A 14,964-nucleotide genomic window follows, 5' to 3' on the forward strand; every position below is an offset into this window, starting at 1 on the left:
TGGCTTAAAGCAAAGTCCATTTATGTTAATTTTTTAGGTTTTGGCACTAAGTTTGAGTATAGGGTAAATTTTTGAAACTAAATGAGACTAACTAAAATAAAAAAAGCCACAAAGTGGCTTTTTTTAATGAGCAATTAAGACTCGAATAGGCCTTTTGCTTTTATGAACTAGTAAGAAGCTTGCCTAAACCCTGAGTAAGCAATTGTTTCGCTTGCTGTCCTTCAGGTGTGTCTAGATAAGCTTGGGCCTTGCTAACAAATTGGGTAATCATTTCTGGTTTTAAACCCAGTGCTTCGAATTGCTTTTTCACGTCATTGAGTGCTTTTAACGAGTCATTGTAACTGGACGCTTTATCTAAAATGCCCCCTAAACCACCTTCACTGGTCATACTGCTGATATCTGGAACTGACTCGAGTAATCCACCTACACCAGGAAGGGCATCGGCTAACTGACTATATTGCTCAGAAGAAATATTATCTTTTGCATAGTTAAATATTGCACCTAAACCACCAGATGCCTGGCTTTGAGTGACGCCTAATGAATCAGTCACTGAAGACACCATGCCGGTTATAGAAGGTGTTGCAGCTTCTTGCTGAGTTTCCATACCGAGCATATTTTTAATTGAGTCTAACCAACCTTCAGCATGTGCCTGAGGTTGAATACTTAATGCTGCTACTGTGAGAACCACACTTAATTTTTTCATTATCATTCCTTTAATTTGCCTTTAATCTTGGGGCGGATTTTAGGTTATTTCGTCACGTTCGCCAATCTAGCCTTTAGGCTAAGGTGCATTTTATTGCTTAGCCGAAAAAGAAAGCGCTAGGCTGGAAGAGTTTTTCGACGTGGCTGATGAACTTCTTATCAACTAAAAATAGGATAACGTGATCATTCGCTTCTATCTTAGTATCACTGTGGGCAATTATTACTTCGTCTTCTCTTACAATAGCGCCAATAGTCGTGCCTGGCGGCAACTTAATATCGCGAATTTCACGTCCAACTACCTTCGATGTATTTTTGTCGCCATGGGCAATCGCTTCTATAGCCTCAGCTGCCCCTCGTCTTAATGAGTAGACATTAACGATATCTCCACGACGTATATGCGTCAGTAAAGCGGAAATAGTTGCTTGTTGCGGTGAAAAAGCAATATCGATTTCGCCACCCTGAACTAAATCAACATAGGCACTTCGTTGAATCAGTACCATCGCTTTCTGTGCACCTAAACGTTTTGCGAGCATGGCAGACATAATATTTGCTTCATCATCGTTGGTCACCGCAATAAAGGCGTCAACTTGCTCAACATTCTCTTCTGTGAGTAGTTCATGATCGGAAGCATCACCGCAAAAGACAATGGTTTTGTCTAAATGCGCCGATAGATACTTGGCACGTTCTTGACTGAACTCTATTAATTTGACGTTGTGATTATGTTCTAAAAGTTTTGCAAGCCCAGCACCAATGAGGCCGCCACCAGCGATCATGATACGCTTGTAGCTAGATTCCAATTTTTGCAGCTCACTCATAACAGCACGAATATGCTTGGTCGCAGCAATAAAGAATACTTCATCATCTGCTTCGATAACAGTCGTACCCAGTGGGCGTATTGGCCGTCCTCGCCGATAAATAGCTGCTACACGGGTTTCAACATTAGGCATATGCTGCTTTAACGTTGATAAAGCATGTCCCACCAGCAAGCCCCCATAATAAGCTTTGACGGCTACTAAGCTGGCTTTACCATCAGCAAACTCTACAACTTGCAGTGCACCTGGATAATCAATTAAGCGTTTAATTGCTTTGGTAACAAGTTGCTCAGGGGCAATTAAGTGATCAACCGGTACATCTTGATGCTTAAATAGTTGTTCTTGATAAATAATGTATTGTTCAGAGCGCACCCGAGCGATCTTAGTCGGCGTTTTAAATAGGCTATAAGCTACCTGACAGGCCATCATATTGCTTTCATCACTGCTCGTTACTGCTATGAGCATGTCAGCGTCTTCTGCACCTGCCTTTTTCAGTACGTCGGGATGTGAGCCAACACCATTTACGACACGTAAATCTAACCTGTCTTGAAGATGCCTAAGGGTATCGTGATCAGAATCTATAACGGTGATTTCGTTCATCTCACCCACTAAGTTCTCAGCGAGTGTTGCACCTACTTGGCCAGCGCCAATAATAATTATTTTCATTATAGATTCATTCTAACTTATTGCTCTGTATAGGTAATATACAATTATTAGGACTTTATTAGTCGTGCGTAATAAAAACCATCCATGTGCTTATTACCAGGTAGAATTTGCCTGCCTGGTTTGTCCGGCGCATCGTTATCAAAGCTAACATCAACGCTGGCATCAGGTGTTCTATTCAAAAATTCCGTTATTTGTAGCTGATTTTCTGTCGGTAAAATTGAACACGTTGCGTAAAGCATCGTTCCGCCAGATTTTAGCAATGGCCACATGGCATCGATGATTTTTGCCTGCAAAGCAACAAGCACCTCGATGTCACTAGATTTACGTAACCACTTAATGTCCGGATGTCGCCGAATAATACCCGTCGCGGAACAAGGAGCATCCAGTAATATGCGGTCAAATTGTTGATCATCCCACCAAGTATTTGGTTCGCTGGCATCACCACATATTAGTGTTGCTTTATGGCCTAAACGGGCTAAATTCTCTTCGATACGCTGCAAGCGACTACTTGCTATATCTATCGCCACACATTGGGTTATATCGGGTTCAAGTTCTAATATATGGCACGTTTTCCCTCCCGGCGCGGCGCAACAGTCCAATACACGATCGCCAGGTTGGCAATTTAAAAAAGGTGCAGCTAATTGAGCCGCGCCATCCTGAACGGCAAACCAACCTTCGTTGTAGCCTGGAAGCAACGTAATATCACAGCCTTTCGATAAGATAATCCCTTGGGATTGCTGCTCTTCACACTCATACGCGATATCTTGCTGATCCAGTAACTGGCAATACTCTGCAACGCTTTTGTGCTTAACATTAACACGCAACCAAATTGGAGCCTTGTGTTGCATCGCGTCCAATATATCTGGGTAATTATTAGGGTAAGCACTAACTAACTTCTTATATAACCATTTGGGTTGGCCGCTTAAAATTTGTTCACTGTCAGGTAGGTTTTGTGCCATATCCTGACGAATAAAGTTACGCAACACAGCATTAACTAAACCTTTTGTGGCAATAGCATTAAGAGGGGCGCATGCGTTAACGCATTCTGATACGGCTGCGTGAGTAGAAACTCGAGAGTAAGCTAATTGGTAAAACCCTAACATGATTAAATGCTCGACCACTTTAACGTCTTTTTTTAATGGCTTATCCAACAATAGCCTCAACCAATGTTGCAAGATAGGAAGTTGACGCAATACACCATAGGTCATTTCTTGCAACCAAGCTTTGTCTTTTTCATTATGTTGTAGTTGGGCTGCAGGAAGGCATTCTCTCGCTGATAAACCTTGCTCTAATATTTGATAAAGAACCCGGGCAGCATCTGCTCGCAAATTTTGCTGGTATCGTCCTTTGGAATGATTCATGACAAAACTTTACCTTTGGCAAACCAGTCGCTGTGCCCATTAAGTACATCTTGACATGCCAGTGGTTTTTTACCTGGTAACTGCAATACTTCAATGAGCAAAATACCATCTCCGGTCTGAACGCCAATGGCGAATTTGTCAGCTTGGATTATTTGTCCAACCTTGGGGGGGTGATCCGAAGCAGATTGGCCCACTTTGGCGCGCCTTACTTTTATGGCTGCGTCTTGGGTTTCGAAATACGCAACGGGCCAAGGGTCAAAAGCGCGGATATTACGTTCCAACTGCTTGGCTGACATGTTCCAATCGATTTTAGCTTCTTGTTTTGATAATTTTTCGGCATAGGTTGCTAAGCTATTATCTTGTGGTTGTGCAGTAATATTATGCAAATTCTGTAAGGTTTCCAATAAACCTTTAGGGCCAAGCTCAGCGAGTTTCAGGTACAACGTTGCGCTGGTATCTTCAGGCTCAATCGGTATACGTAACTCACTAAGCATATCACCTGTGTCTAAACCTTTGTCCATTTGCATGATGGTGATACCTGTGTGGTTATCACCGGCCCAAATGGCCCGTTGAATCGGAGCCGCTCCTCGCCATTTTGGGAGTAGCGAGCCATGCACATTCAAACAACCATACTTAGGCGCATCTAAGATGTTTTGTGGCAGTATGAGCCCATAAGCCACTACGACCATAACATCCGCTTGTAAATCCGCCAGCTGTTGATGTGCTTCGTCTGATTTTAGGGAGGCGGGTTGATACACAGGAATGCCGTGTTGCTCAGCAAGTTGCTTCACTGCACTGGCATGCAACTTTTTGCCGCGCCCAGCTGGCCTATCGGGTTGAGTATAGGCTGCAATGACATTGTGCTCAGAATGAATAAGCGCGGCTAAATGGGTGGCTGCAAATTCCGGTGTTCCAGCAAAAACAATATTAAGACCTAATTTCAATGTGACCTCTTAGAGTCTAGCTGCTAGACGTGCTTCTTTTTCTAACTTGGTGCGAATGCGTTGACGCTTTAATGGCGACAAATAATCTACAAAAAGCTTACCTTTTAAATGATCCAACTCATGCTGAATACAGATTGCTAATAAACCATCTGCGTCCAACGTAAATTCATCCCCATGTTCATTTAACGCTTTAACCGTGACATTTTCAGCACGTTCAACTTTTGCATAGTTATTGGGTACTGATAAACAGCCTTCTTCACTGACTGTTAGACCATCCATATGGGTGATTTCAGCATTGATAAAAACTTGTGGTGTGTCTTGCTTCTCAGAGACATCGATCACAACAACGCGTTTATGCACATCAACCTGCGTTGCGGCTAAACCGATACCATTTTCATCCTTCATGGTGTCGAGCATATCACTCACAAGGGTTTTAATGGTGCTGTCGATTGTTTCAACATGCTTGGCAACTGTGCGCAAGCGCTCATCTGGAAATTGTAATACGTCTAATATGGCCATGTTCTATATTTAACTCGTTTTGCTCCCCGAAGATCAATCTGTGAAATTTAATGGGAAGGTGTTCAAAAAATATCTTACCTAGCACCGAACTCCTGCAAACTTTTATTGAAGGGTAGGGACGTCCTTGGTATTAATAATCATACGAACCTGATCATCAGGCTATTTAATCTTTGCGATAACAAGCTATTCTAACCGATATGGAATAAAAACATAATAGCCACAGAGACAAGGTAGCACCTCCCCCATGTTTAATAATTTAAAAAGCTATAGCATTGCCTTGTTATTTATACCGTTTTTTCTTCATGCTGAAGTGATAAAACTGAAAGATACTGCACCAACAGTTTATACAGTAAAGGCTGGCGATACCTTATGGGATATTTCCAATCTCTTTTTAAGCAAACCTTGGTACTGGCCTGAAATTTGGCGTACTAATACGCAAATTATTAACCCTCATTTAATATTTCCAGGTGACGAGCTGAGGCTAACTAAAAATGCAGCTGGAGAGCCTATTATCGATTTAGTCAGAAGCCAGCAAAAAACCTACATTGTGCGCTCACCAACCGCTAAGCAGATACCAAAATATAATCAGCCAATTGCAGTGCTCCCTTGGCACAAAATTACGCCTTATTTTAATCATGAGAAAGTGCTCAGTGAGCTAGAGTATGCAGCGCTACCCTCAATCATTGGCAGTACCGAAGGCTCTGAATACTTTGCCAATGGCGACTTGGTATTAGTTAATGAAGAAAGCATGACCAGCGGCCATTATGAAGTCGTTCGTAAACAGCAAACGCTATATAACCAAGAGGGCGACTTTTTAGCTATTGCGATTCGACATATTGCTGATGGCCAGGCGCTTGTAACTTCAATACCGAAGCAGTCTTTGGTGTTGCTTTCAGGGGCCAATCTTGAAGTTAAGCGTGGTGATAAACTACTGAAAGTCAGCGAAGCTAATGATATCCATCCAATCGTGCAGATCAAAGCTGCCACTGACCAAAAAGCGCAGATTATAGCCGATCTCTCACAATATCAACTATCAAGTAAGTACAGCGTTGTTATTATCGATATAGGGGATAATGACGTAGAAGCTGGCATAGTGATGGGGATCTATCAGCAGGGCGCTACTGTCTTGGACAGTGAACCTGCACAGTATCTAAGCGAAACACAGGCATTAGAGCGCGCATTTTCCTTCAATGGCGCTTTACCCCAGCCATGGATGAAAGTAGGTGAATTACTGGTATTTAAAGTCTTTTCTAAGGTGAGTTATGCACTCGTCACGCGTTCGTCTACAGTTATTCGTAAAGGCGCTATTGTTGCAAAACCTTAGGGCAATCATAGATAAGTGGAGCCCTAAGTTGCGAGAAACAGCAAATGTTAATAGCAAATCGAATGAAGAGACAGATCGTCAATGGCTGACGTTAGCTCAACTTCCCCGTTTTTCATTAACCAAACTTGCCATTATCCTGCAAACAAATAACCTTCAAGTTGCTGATTTATTCGCTATAGACAATGAGCAATTACAATTTATAGGCTTTTCTGACGTTCAAGCACAGCGCTTGTTAAGCCCTGATATGTACCTACTTGATAAGAGTACACAATGGCTTTGTCAGCCACATAATATGCTTATAAGTGTTGACTCCCAGCTATATCCGCAACCCCTGTTGCAAACTGACAAACCGCCCATATTATTATATGGAAGTGGCGACATGCAGTTATTAAATACCCATCAATTGGCCATAGTCGGTAGCCGTAATCCTTCGGCGGCGGGAAAACAAAATGCTAAGTATTTTGCGCAAGGTTTATCACAAAGCGGCTGGACAGTAACGAGTGGATTAGCATTAGGTATTGATGGCTTAGCACATGAAGGTGTATTGCAAGCCAATGGCAAAACCATTGCAGTGCTTGGCACCGGATTGAATAATATCTATCCTAAACGACACAATAATATGGCGCGTCGAATACTTGATCAAAGTGGTGCGTTAGTGTCGGAGTTTGCCCCAGATACGCCTGCTAGACCTGAAAATTTTCCGCGCCGAAATCGCATCATCAGTGGCATGTCTTTAGGCACTCTGATTATTGAAGCGGCAATAAAGAGTGGGTCATTAATTACCGCCCGTTATGCTATTGAGCAAAATAGAGATGTATTCGCTGTGCCGGGCAATATCCACAACATTTTGTCTAAGGGTTGTCATTACTTAATTAAACAAGGTGCTAAGCTAGTAGAGAGTGTGAGTGATATTAACGAAGAATATCAACACTTAGCACTTAATTTCTTGAATACTCAACAGAATGATTTGCAAAAAAGCGCGAGACAAAGCTTGGCATCTGACAAATTGTTAGATAGTGTAGAATTTGAAACCACACCGTTAGACTTAGTTGTTGAGCGATGTGGCATGCCAGTTGCTGAGGTTATGTCTCAATTGTTAGAATATGAATTGCGTGGTTTAGTGATAGCTGTTCCAGGTGGTTACCTTAAATTGGGGGAAAAATAGTATGTTTGATATCCTCATGTATCTATTTGAAAATTTCATTCATAGTGAAACAGAAATCCGCGTTGACCAAGATGAGTTGACTGATGAACTGGTGCGAGCTGGTTTTCATCAAGACGAAATATATAAAGCTTTGTCTTGGCTAGAGAAACTTGCCGCATTACAAGAAACTGACATTAAACCGTATTTGGTCAAGGGCCCTACTTCTTTTGTTACGCGTATTTACACGCAAGAAGAAGAAATGCGCTTAGATTTAGAGTGTCGTGGCTTCCTAATATTTTTAGAACATATTAATGTACTGGACTCAACCACTCGGGAAATGGTTATCGATCGAGTCATGGAAATCGACTCAAAAGAATTTTGCTTGGAAGATATGAAATGGGTCGTGTTAATGGTGCTATTTAATGTTCCAGGTAAAGAAAACGCCTACGCCCAAATGGAAGACTTATTATTTGAAGAGCCAGAAGGGCCGCTACATTAGATTCATTAACACGGGTTTACTTGATAAACCCGTGATTATTAAGGCACTTCAGTTGTATGTCTAAGATAGATCACTCCCTCTTTAATACTCAGGAATCTGCCTTCGATCCAGGCATGTGCCCCATTTGCCAATCACCATTGAAATTACGCCATAGTAAAAACGGTGCTTTTATTGGTTGTAGTGATTATCCAAACTGCGAATACAGTAAGCCCCTGCATGAAAGCGATAACACAGAGCTAACCGCAATTGAAGGTTCAAAGTGCCCGGAGTGTCAGTCCGAATTAGTTATCCGCAAGGGACGTTATGGCATGTACATCGGCTGCAGTAACTTCCCTGAGTGCCATTATATAAAATCTAACAAAGAAGAGACGGCTGACAACGTTGCTTGTCCTTCATGTCATAAAGGGCATTTAATCAAGCGAGCCAATAAGTACGGTAAAAACTTCTATCCTTGTGACCAATATCCAAAATGCCACTACGCGTTAAATTTTCCACCTGTAGCCCATGCATGCGCAAAATGCGCATGGCCGATAATGCAAGAAAAGAAAGCCGCAGCAGGTCTTATTTGGCAATGTCCAGAACGTAAGTGTGGATATAAACAACCGGCTGAATAACCGCTTTAGGTTTATCCTCGCTGCATCATGTTTTACACTCTGGACCACCTGACGTACATATATTAATAAAATGACATCACATCATATTGAAGATCCCTTTCTGCTCGATTTTTCAGCGGGTAAGATATTTGCTTATCCAACAGAAGCTGTTTATGGCTTAGGTTGCGATCCTGACAATGAACAAGCGGTGCTGAAACTCCTTGCTTTAAAACAGCGTGACGTCAAAAAAGGGCTGATTTTGGTTGCCGATAATTATTCTCAGTTGTTGCCTTATGTGGATGACAGTGCAATAAAAATGACCAAGCGAACTGAGATTTTTTCAAGCTGGCCAGGTCCTATTACGTGGCTATTGCCCAAAGCAAAGAATACACCAGCATGGCTTACGGGGACTTCAGACTTTATTGCCGTGAGGGTCAGTGCTCACCCTGTTATAAAAGACTTGTGTGTACGAGCTAATAAGCCTTTGGTTTCTACCAGTGCGAACACGGCTGGCCATTCACCTGCAATGTCGGTAAGCCAAGTCCAAACGTACTTTTCCAACCAAGTTGTCGTTGTTGATGGGAGCTTAGGTGGCGCAAAAAGCCCAAGTAAAATTCGCCATGGTCATAGTGGCCAAACTATTAGAGATAACTAATTATGTCACAACCTACAGTGACCGATATTGAATCGGTAAAGCAGTTCTTACTTAACCTGCAAGATAATATTTGTCAGACCTTAGAAATGGCTGATGGCAAAGGCAGTTTTAGAGAGGATAACTGGCAAAGAGAATTAGGTGGTGGCGGGCGTACTCGAGTATTGACCAATGGGCAAGTGATAGAACAAGGTGGCGTAAACTTTTCTCATGTTTACGGAGGACTGTTACCTGCATCTGCGACAGCTTCTCGACCCGAGTTGGCTGGGCGCAGTTTTCAAGCCATGGGCGTATCGTTAGTCATTCATCCGAAAAACCCCCATGTGCCAACTTCTCACGCTAACGTACGCATTTTTATGGCGGAAAAAGAGGGAGAAGATCCTATTTGGTGGTTTGGTGGTGGATTCGACTTAACGCCATTTTATCCAATTCATGAAGACGTATTACATTGGCATCAAACAGCAAAGACGCTTTGCGATCCATTTGGTGACGAGGTCTACAACAAATATAAAAATTGGTGTGACGAATATTTTTATCTAAAACATCGTGATGAGACACGAGGCGTGGGTGGGCTATTCTTCGATGATTTAAATGAATGGGGTTTCGAGCGTAGCTTTGCTTTTATGCAGGCCGTCGGCAATGGATTTTTAGACGCTTATGTACCTATTTTAGAAAAACGTAAAGACATATCATACACAGAACAAGAGCGTAGCTTTCAGCTTTATCGAAGAGGGCGCTATGTGGAGTTCAACTTAGTATGGGACAGAGGAACATTGTTCGGTTTACAAACTGGTGGGCGAACAGAATCTATTTTGATGTCAATGCCTCCACTCGCGCGATGGGAATATGATTTTAATCCTTTACCTGAAAGTAATGAAGCCTTGTTACATAAAGACTATTTACATGCTAGAGATTGGTTAAACGAATAGCTCTCAATTCGGACTACTGAGAATTAACACCGACATTCTTCCCTGGTTCGGTGTTATTTATACCCATTTTTGATCCAGATCAGTTTTAGTAGCGCATTCATAACGAAGCTCTTTCAGCCTATATAAAACATTGAGCTAGATCAATAAACCCTTAGAGCTGCTCATTACACTGCCGTTAGAATTTATACGCAGAGGTAATAATGAAAGTCTCAAATACAGTTTTTTGCAGTTTAGTACTCACCGCCGGCATGCTCGGCTCAGCTCATGCTTACGAACCTGGTGATATCATTGTTCGAGCCGGTTTAACTACGGTGGCGCCTGATGAATCAAGTTCAAATGTGACCGTTCAAGATGTAGGCAATGTGGGAATGGGAACATCTGTAAACAGTGATACTCAATTGGGTTTAAATGTTGTTTATATGTTCTCTGATAACATTGGTCTTGAGTTGCTTGCAGCTAGTCCTTTCAAACACGATATTAACCTGACAGATACACAAGACAACGACTTGGGTTTAGGTGATGGTAAGTTGGCTCAAAGTCGTCAGTTGCCACCTACCTTGAGCGTTATTTATTATTTGCCAGTATCAGAAACCATTCAGCCATATTTGGGGCTTGGTTTGAACTACACGGTTTTCTTTGACGAAGAGTTTGTGGGTAGCCGCGAAAACCAAAGTTTCAATAACTTAAGCCTTGAAGAGTCATTCGGTATCGCCGCGCAAATTGGTATGGATTACAAACTTGATGAGCATTGGTTAGTAAACGCATCAGTGCGTTATATTGATATTGATACACGAGCTAATTTTGATGTATTAGACTTGCCAGCTAAGGTTTCTGTTGACGTAGACCCATGGGTATATTCGGTCATGCTAGGCTACAAATTTTAGATTTTTAAGAAGACGACGCTGTGGCGTCGTCTTCTATTTGTTATACGTATAAGCCTAATTCTTTGTAGTAAAGGTATTTTACAGTTCAGTCATGTTGAAAATTAGGCTAACCTAGCTTAACTAATTCGACATTCATTTTGAGATTATGGACCGATACGCAGTTTTTGGTAATCCAATAGAGCACAGTAAATCCCCCTTAATCCATAGTTTGTTTGCTAAACAAACTCACCAATCAATCGAGTATGGGCGTCAACAACCCGATGACGATCAATTCAACGCAGCAATCACAGCATTTTTTGCGCAGGGATATACTGGCGCAAATGTTACATCACCTTTTAAACTTGATGCATTTCGTTTTGCTGATGAATTAACACCTCGTGCCAAAGCAGCAGAAGCGGTTAATACTTTATATAAACGTCCCGACGGAACGGTATTAGGTGATAACACTGATGGAGAAGGCTTAGTACATGATCTGCAACGTTTATGGGGTTCTCTTGATGGAAAACGCATATTACTAATTGGTGCTGGTGGTGCCACACGTGGGATCATTTTACCTTTGCTAACGGCTAAGGTGTCCAGTATTCATATTGCCAATCGCACGGCGAGTAAAGCTCACGGACTTGCCGCTATGTTTGAAGGAGAAGGTAAAGTATCTAGCTCGGGTTTTGATGATGTACCTGAAGCCACCTTTGATGGCATTATTAATTGTACGTCTTCTAGTCTTAACGGTGATATACCGCAAATAAGCGTCAAGATATTTTCAAACGCTGTATTTGCATATGACATGACATATAAGGCGCAGCAAACATCCTTTATGCAATGGGCTAAAAAGCATAACGCTGAAATTGAGATAAGTGACGGTTTAGGCATGTTAGTTGGCCAAGCTGCAGAGAGTTTCTATTTATGGCGTAATGTCAGGCCGCAAATTGAGCCGGTCATTCAGACTGTAAGAGCAATGCTGTGAATCAAGCAGTCCAAGTACAAGAGGGATATAGTCAGGACGACGAAATGATGATTTTACAGGTTATCGTTTCGGGATTAATGATGCAGTGCCATATTAACAACCTAGTAGTTGATGATATGGCACTGTTTTATCAGAACTACCAATTTGACATCGAAGACCACATTAATGACCTCGTAGAAAACGAGGATTGGGACGTAAATGGGATCATACATATCAACGCCCAAATAATTCGAAGTTAGTTCAACGCAGTAACTGAACTATGCTCTTGTACCTTATTAACTATTCTTCCAAATACTCATTTTTTAGTCTGACATAGTTATTAGCGGACATTTTCAAAAAAGCACGCTCTGATTCTTTTAGTGGTCGAGCCTGTTTTACTGGACTACCAACATATAGATAACCACTCTCTAAGCGTTTATTAGGGGGTACTAGACTACCAGCACCTATAAAAACGTCATCCTCTACTATGGCTCCGTCCATAACAATGGCGCCCATACCGACTAAAATACGGTTACCCAACTCGCATCCATGTAGCATGCATTTATGGCCGACCGTTACATCCTCTCCAATAATAAGCGGATGACCTTTCGGATTTTCTTTGCTTACACGACTGACATGTAACACCGTGCCATCTTGAACATTGCTGCGCGCCCCAATCTTTATATAGTTAACATCACCACGGGCGGCAACTAACGGCCAAACACTGACGTGTTCCCCACATTCTATATCGCCCACTAGCACACTTGATTCATCTATATAGCAACCATCGGCAAGCTTTGGTTGTATACCTTTATAACTTCTAATGCTCATATTTAATCCAATTTAGAGTTCTATAAGAAGATGATAACAAACTCACTCCCGCTGAGAAGTACTATTGCTGACGTAAAAACCCCCATAATGCTTTAACTATAAACAGATTGAACATAAAACCAGCGGTCAAACAGTTTTGTTCAATAAAGGGTTGCGCTGTCAGTTTTGATCTCTATAATGCGCCTCTCGCTTCGGGACAGCCGCTAAAACAGCTGCACCGACACTGGGTTTACCCAGGTGATTGCGGACTCTTCGGAGTCAAGTGGTTAGCGTGATGCAGGGCAGTTTAGTTTGCTGATTCGGTTTGAGATTTACGTCAAAAATTGATTCGAAATTAAATGAAGTTAAAGCCTTGACATCGAAACTTGAGAGCGTATTATACGCCTCCCGCTTAAGAGGGTCTTCGGACAGTATCTTAAGCCGCTTCTTCGGAAGCACGCTACGAAGTAGCACTGCTCTTTAACAATTAATAACAAAATAATCTGTGTGGGCACTCACTTGATGAGTGTCTACCAAAAAAAATTCATGTTCGATAAATATTTAATTGAAGAGTTTGATCATGGCTCAGATTGAACGCTGGCGGCAGGCCTAACACATGCAAGTCGAACGGTAACATTTCTAGCTTGCTAGAAGATGACGAGTGGCGGACGGGTGAGTAATACTTAGGAATATGCCTTTGCGTGGGGGATAACTATTGGAAACGATAGCTAATACCGCATAATGTCTTCGGACCAAAGGGGGCTTCGGCTCCCGCGCAAAGAGTAGCCTAAGCGAGATTAGCTTGTTGGTGGGGTAAAGGCTCACCAAGGCGACGATCTCTAGCTGTTCTGAGAGGAAGATCAGCCACACTGGAACTGAGACACGGTCCAGACTCCTACGGGAGGCAGCAGTGGGGAATATTGCACAATGGGCGCAAGCCTGATGCAGCCATGCCGCGTGTGTGAAGAAGGCCTTCGGGTTGTAAAGCACTTTCAGTTGTGAGGAAAGGTTAACGGTTAATACCCGTTAGCTGTGACGTTAGCAACAGAAGAAGGACCGGCTAACTCCGTGCCAGCAGCCGCGGTAATACGGAGGGTCCGAGCGTTAATCGGAATTACTGGGCGTAAAGCGCACGCAGGCGGTTTGTTAAGCTAGATGTGAAAGCCCTGGGCTCAACCTGGGAATTGCATTTAGAACTGGCAGGCTAGAGTTTTGGAGAGGGGAGTGGAATTCCAGGTGTAGCGGTGAAATGCGTAGATATCTGGAGGAACATCAGTGGCGAAGGCGACTCCCTGGTCAGTAACTGACGCTCATGTGCGAAAGTGTGGGTAGCGAACAGGATTAGATACCCTGGTAGTCCACACCGTAAACGCTGTCTACTAGCTGTTTGTGGATTTAATCCGTGAGTAGCGAAGCTAACGCGATAAGTAGACCGCCTGGGGAGTACGGCCGCAAGGTTAAAACTCAAATGAATTGACGGGGGCCCGCACAAGCGGTGGAGCATGTGGTTTAATTCGATGCAACGCGAAGAACCTTACCTACTCTTGACATACTAGAAACTTTTCAGAGATGAATTGGTGCCTTCGGGAATCTAGATACAGGTGCTGCATGGCTGTCGTCAGCTCGTGTCGTGAGATGTTGGGTTAAGTCCCGCAACGAGCGCAACCCTTGTCCTTAGTTGCCAGCCTTAAGTTGGGCACTCTAAGGAGACTGCCGGTGACAAACCGGAGGAAGGTGGGGACGACGTCAAGTCATCATGGCCCTTACGAGTAGGGCTACACACGTGCTACAATGGCGAGTACAGAGGGAAGCAAACTTGCGAGAGTAAGCGGATCCCTTAAAGCTCGTCGTAGTCCGGATTGGAGTCTGCAACTCGACTCCATGAAGTCGGAATCGCTAGTAATCGCAAATCAGAATGTTGCGGTGAATACGTTCCCGGGCCTTGTACACACCGCCCGTCACACCATGGGAGTGGGTTGCAAAAGAAGTAGCTAGTTTAACCTTCGGGAGGACGGTTACCACTTTGTGATTCATGACTGGGGTGAAGTCGTAACAAGGTAACCCTAGGGGAACCTGGGGTTGGATCACCTCCTTACTATTAGGTTAGACCTCATCAGGTCGAGTGTTCACACAGATTATTTTGTTGTTAGTAAAGAAGAGCAAAAAAGAAATGCTTGGGTAA

At 42.9% G+C, this 14,964-nt stretch carries 15 protein-coding genes and 1 rRNA gene; 10 read left to right on the forward strand and 6 right to left on the reverse strand.

The annotated features are described in order from the left end of the window. Window positions 1–160 precede the first annotated feature (160 nt). The 5 genes from GQR89_RS00095 to def all read right to left on the reverse strand — a co-directional run bounded on the left by GQR89_RS00095 (window position 161) and on the right by def (window position 5,004). Window positions 161–703 (reverse strand): DUF2780 domain-containing protein, encoded by a 543-nt coding sequence (locus GQR89_RS00095; protein ID WP_158768180.1) that lies wholly within the window; start codon window positions 701–703, stop codon window positions 161–163. Window positions 704–800: 97 nt separating this feature from the next. Continuing rightward, window positions 801–2,180, reverse strand: coding sequence for a Trk system potassium transporter TrkA (gene trkA, locus GQR89_RS00100; protein ID WP_158768181.1), 1,380 nt, complete (start codon window positions 2,178–2,180; stop codon window positions 801–803). Between the two features lie 47 nt (window positions 2,181–2,227). Further along, window positions 2,228–3,541, reverse strand: a complete 1,314-nt coding sequence (gene rsmB / locus GQR89_RS00105) for a 16S rRNA (cytosine(967)-C(5))-methyltransferase RsmB (protein ID WP_158768182.1) — start codon at window positions 3,539–3,541, stop codon at window positions 2,228–2,230. Further along, window positions 3,538–4,485, reverse strand: coding sequence for a methionyl-tRNA formyltransferase (gene fmt / locus GQR89_RS00110; protein ID WP_158768183.1), 948 nt, complete (start codon window positions 4,483–4,485; stop codon window positions 3,538–3,540). The genes rsmB and fmt overlap by 4 nt, the downstream gene beginning before the upstream one ends. A 9-nt stretch (window positions 4,486–4,494) precedes the next feature. After that, a complete protein-coding gene (def, locus tag GQR89_RS00115) occupies window positions 4,495–5,004 on the reverse strand; it encodes a peptide deformylase (RefSeq protein WP_158768184.1) in 510 nt (169 codons plus the stop codon). Window positions 5,005–5,248: 244 nt separating this feature from the next. On the opposite strand from def, the gene GQR89_RS00120 reads away from it, so the two are divergent. The 9 genes from GQR89_RS00120 (at window position 5,249) to GQR89_RS00160 (ending at window position 12,232) form a co-directional block, all read left to right on the forward strand. Continuing rightward, a complete protein-coding gene (locus tag GQR89_RS00120; RefSeq protein ID WP_158768185.1) occupies window positions 5,249–6,328 on the forward strand; it encodes a LysM peptidoglycan-binding domain-containing protein in 1,080 nt (359 codons plus the stop codon). Continuing rightward, window positions 6,267–7,493: a DNA-processing protein DprA gene (dprA, locus tag GQR89_RS00125; protein ID WP_158768186.1), complete on the forward strand. Its 1,227-nt coding sequence runs from the start codon at window positions 6,267–6,269 to the stop codon at window positions 7,491–7,493. The genes GQR89_RS00120 and dprA overlap by 62 nt, the downstream gene beginning before the upstream one ends. Window position 7,494: 1 nt before the next feature. Then, the gene (locus tag GQR89_RS00130) at window positions 7,495–7,971 is read left to right on the forward strand and encodes a DUF494 family protein (RefSeq protein ID WP_158768187.1); all 477 of its coding nucleotides are present in this window, start codon (window positions 7,495–7,497) and stop codon (window positions 7,969–7,971) included. Window positions 7,972–8,027: 56 nt separating this feature from the next. Further along, the gene (locus tag GQR89_RS00135) at window positions 8,028–8,585 is read left to right on the forward strand and encodes a type I DNA topoisomerase (protein ID WP_158768188.1); all 558 of its coding nucleotides are present in this window, start codon (window positions 8,028–8,030) and stop codon (window positions 8,583–8,585) included. 70 nt (window positions 8,586–8,655) lie between these two features. Further along, the gene (locus GQR89_RS00140) at window positions 8,656–9,219 is read left to right on the forward strand and encodes a Sua5/YciO/YrdC/YwlC family protein (RefSeq protein ID WP_158768189.1); all 564 of its coding nucleotides are present in this window, start codon (window positions 8,656–8,658) and stop codon (window positions 9,217–9,219) included. Between the two features lie 2 nt (window positions 9,220–9,221). Further along, on the forward strand, window positions 9,222–10,145 hold the full coding sequence (hemF, locus tag GQR89_RS00145; protein WP_158768190.1) for an oxygen-dependent coproporphyrinogen oxidase: 924 nt from the start codon (window positions 9,222–9,224) through the stop codon (window positions 10,143–10,145). A 200-nt stretch (window positions 10,146–10,345) separates the two neighbouring features. Next, complete coding sequence (locus GQR89_RS00150; RefSeq protein ID WP_158768191.1) at window positions 10,346–11,029, forward strand: OmpW family protein; 684 nt, start codon at window positions 10,346–10,348, stop codon at window positions 11,027–11,029. 145 nt (window positions 11,030–11,174) lie between these two features. Further along, window positions 11,175–11,993 carry a shikimate dehydrogenase gene (gene aroE, locus GQR89_RS00155; protein ID WP_158768192.1) on the forward strand — a complete coding sequence of 273 codons (819 nt, stop codon included), beginning with the start codon at window positions 11,175–11,177 and terminating at the stop codon, window positions 11,991–11,993. Beyond that, window positions 11,990–12,232 (forward strand): hypothetical protein, encoded by a 243-nt coding sequence (locus GQR89_RS00160; protein ID WP_158768193.1) that lies wholly within the window; start codon window positions 11,990–11,992, stop codon window positions 12,230–12,232. The genes aroE and GQR89_RS00160 overlap by 4 nt, the downstream gene beginning before the upstream one ends. A 40-nt stretch (window positions 12,233–12,272) precedes the next feature. On the opposite strand, the gene GQR89_RS00165 is transcribed toward GQR89_RS00160, so the two are convergent. Further along, window positions 12,273–12,803 (reverse strand): gamma carbonic anhydrase family protein, encoded by a 531-nt coding sequence (locus GQR89_RS00165; RefSeq protein ID WP_158768194.1) that lies wholly within the window; start codon window positions 12,801–12,803, stop codon window positions 12,273–12,275. 541 nt (window positions 12,804–13,344) lie between these two features. On the opposite strand from GQR89_RS00165, the gene GQR89_RS00170 reads away from it, so the two are divergent. Continuing rightward, window positions 13,345–14,877: ribosomal RNA gene (locus tag GQR89_RS00170) — 16S ribosomal RNA — on the forward strand. Window positions 14,878–14,964: the final 87 nt, after the last annotated feature.

It is taken from the genome of Paraglaciecola sp. L1A13 (assembly GCF_009796745.1).
Classification (GTDB): Bacteria; Pseudomonadota; Gammaproteobacteria; order Enterobacterales; family Alteromonadaceae; genus Paraglaciecola.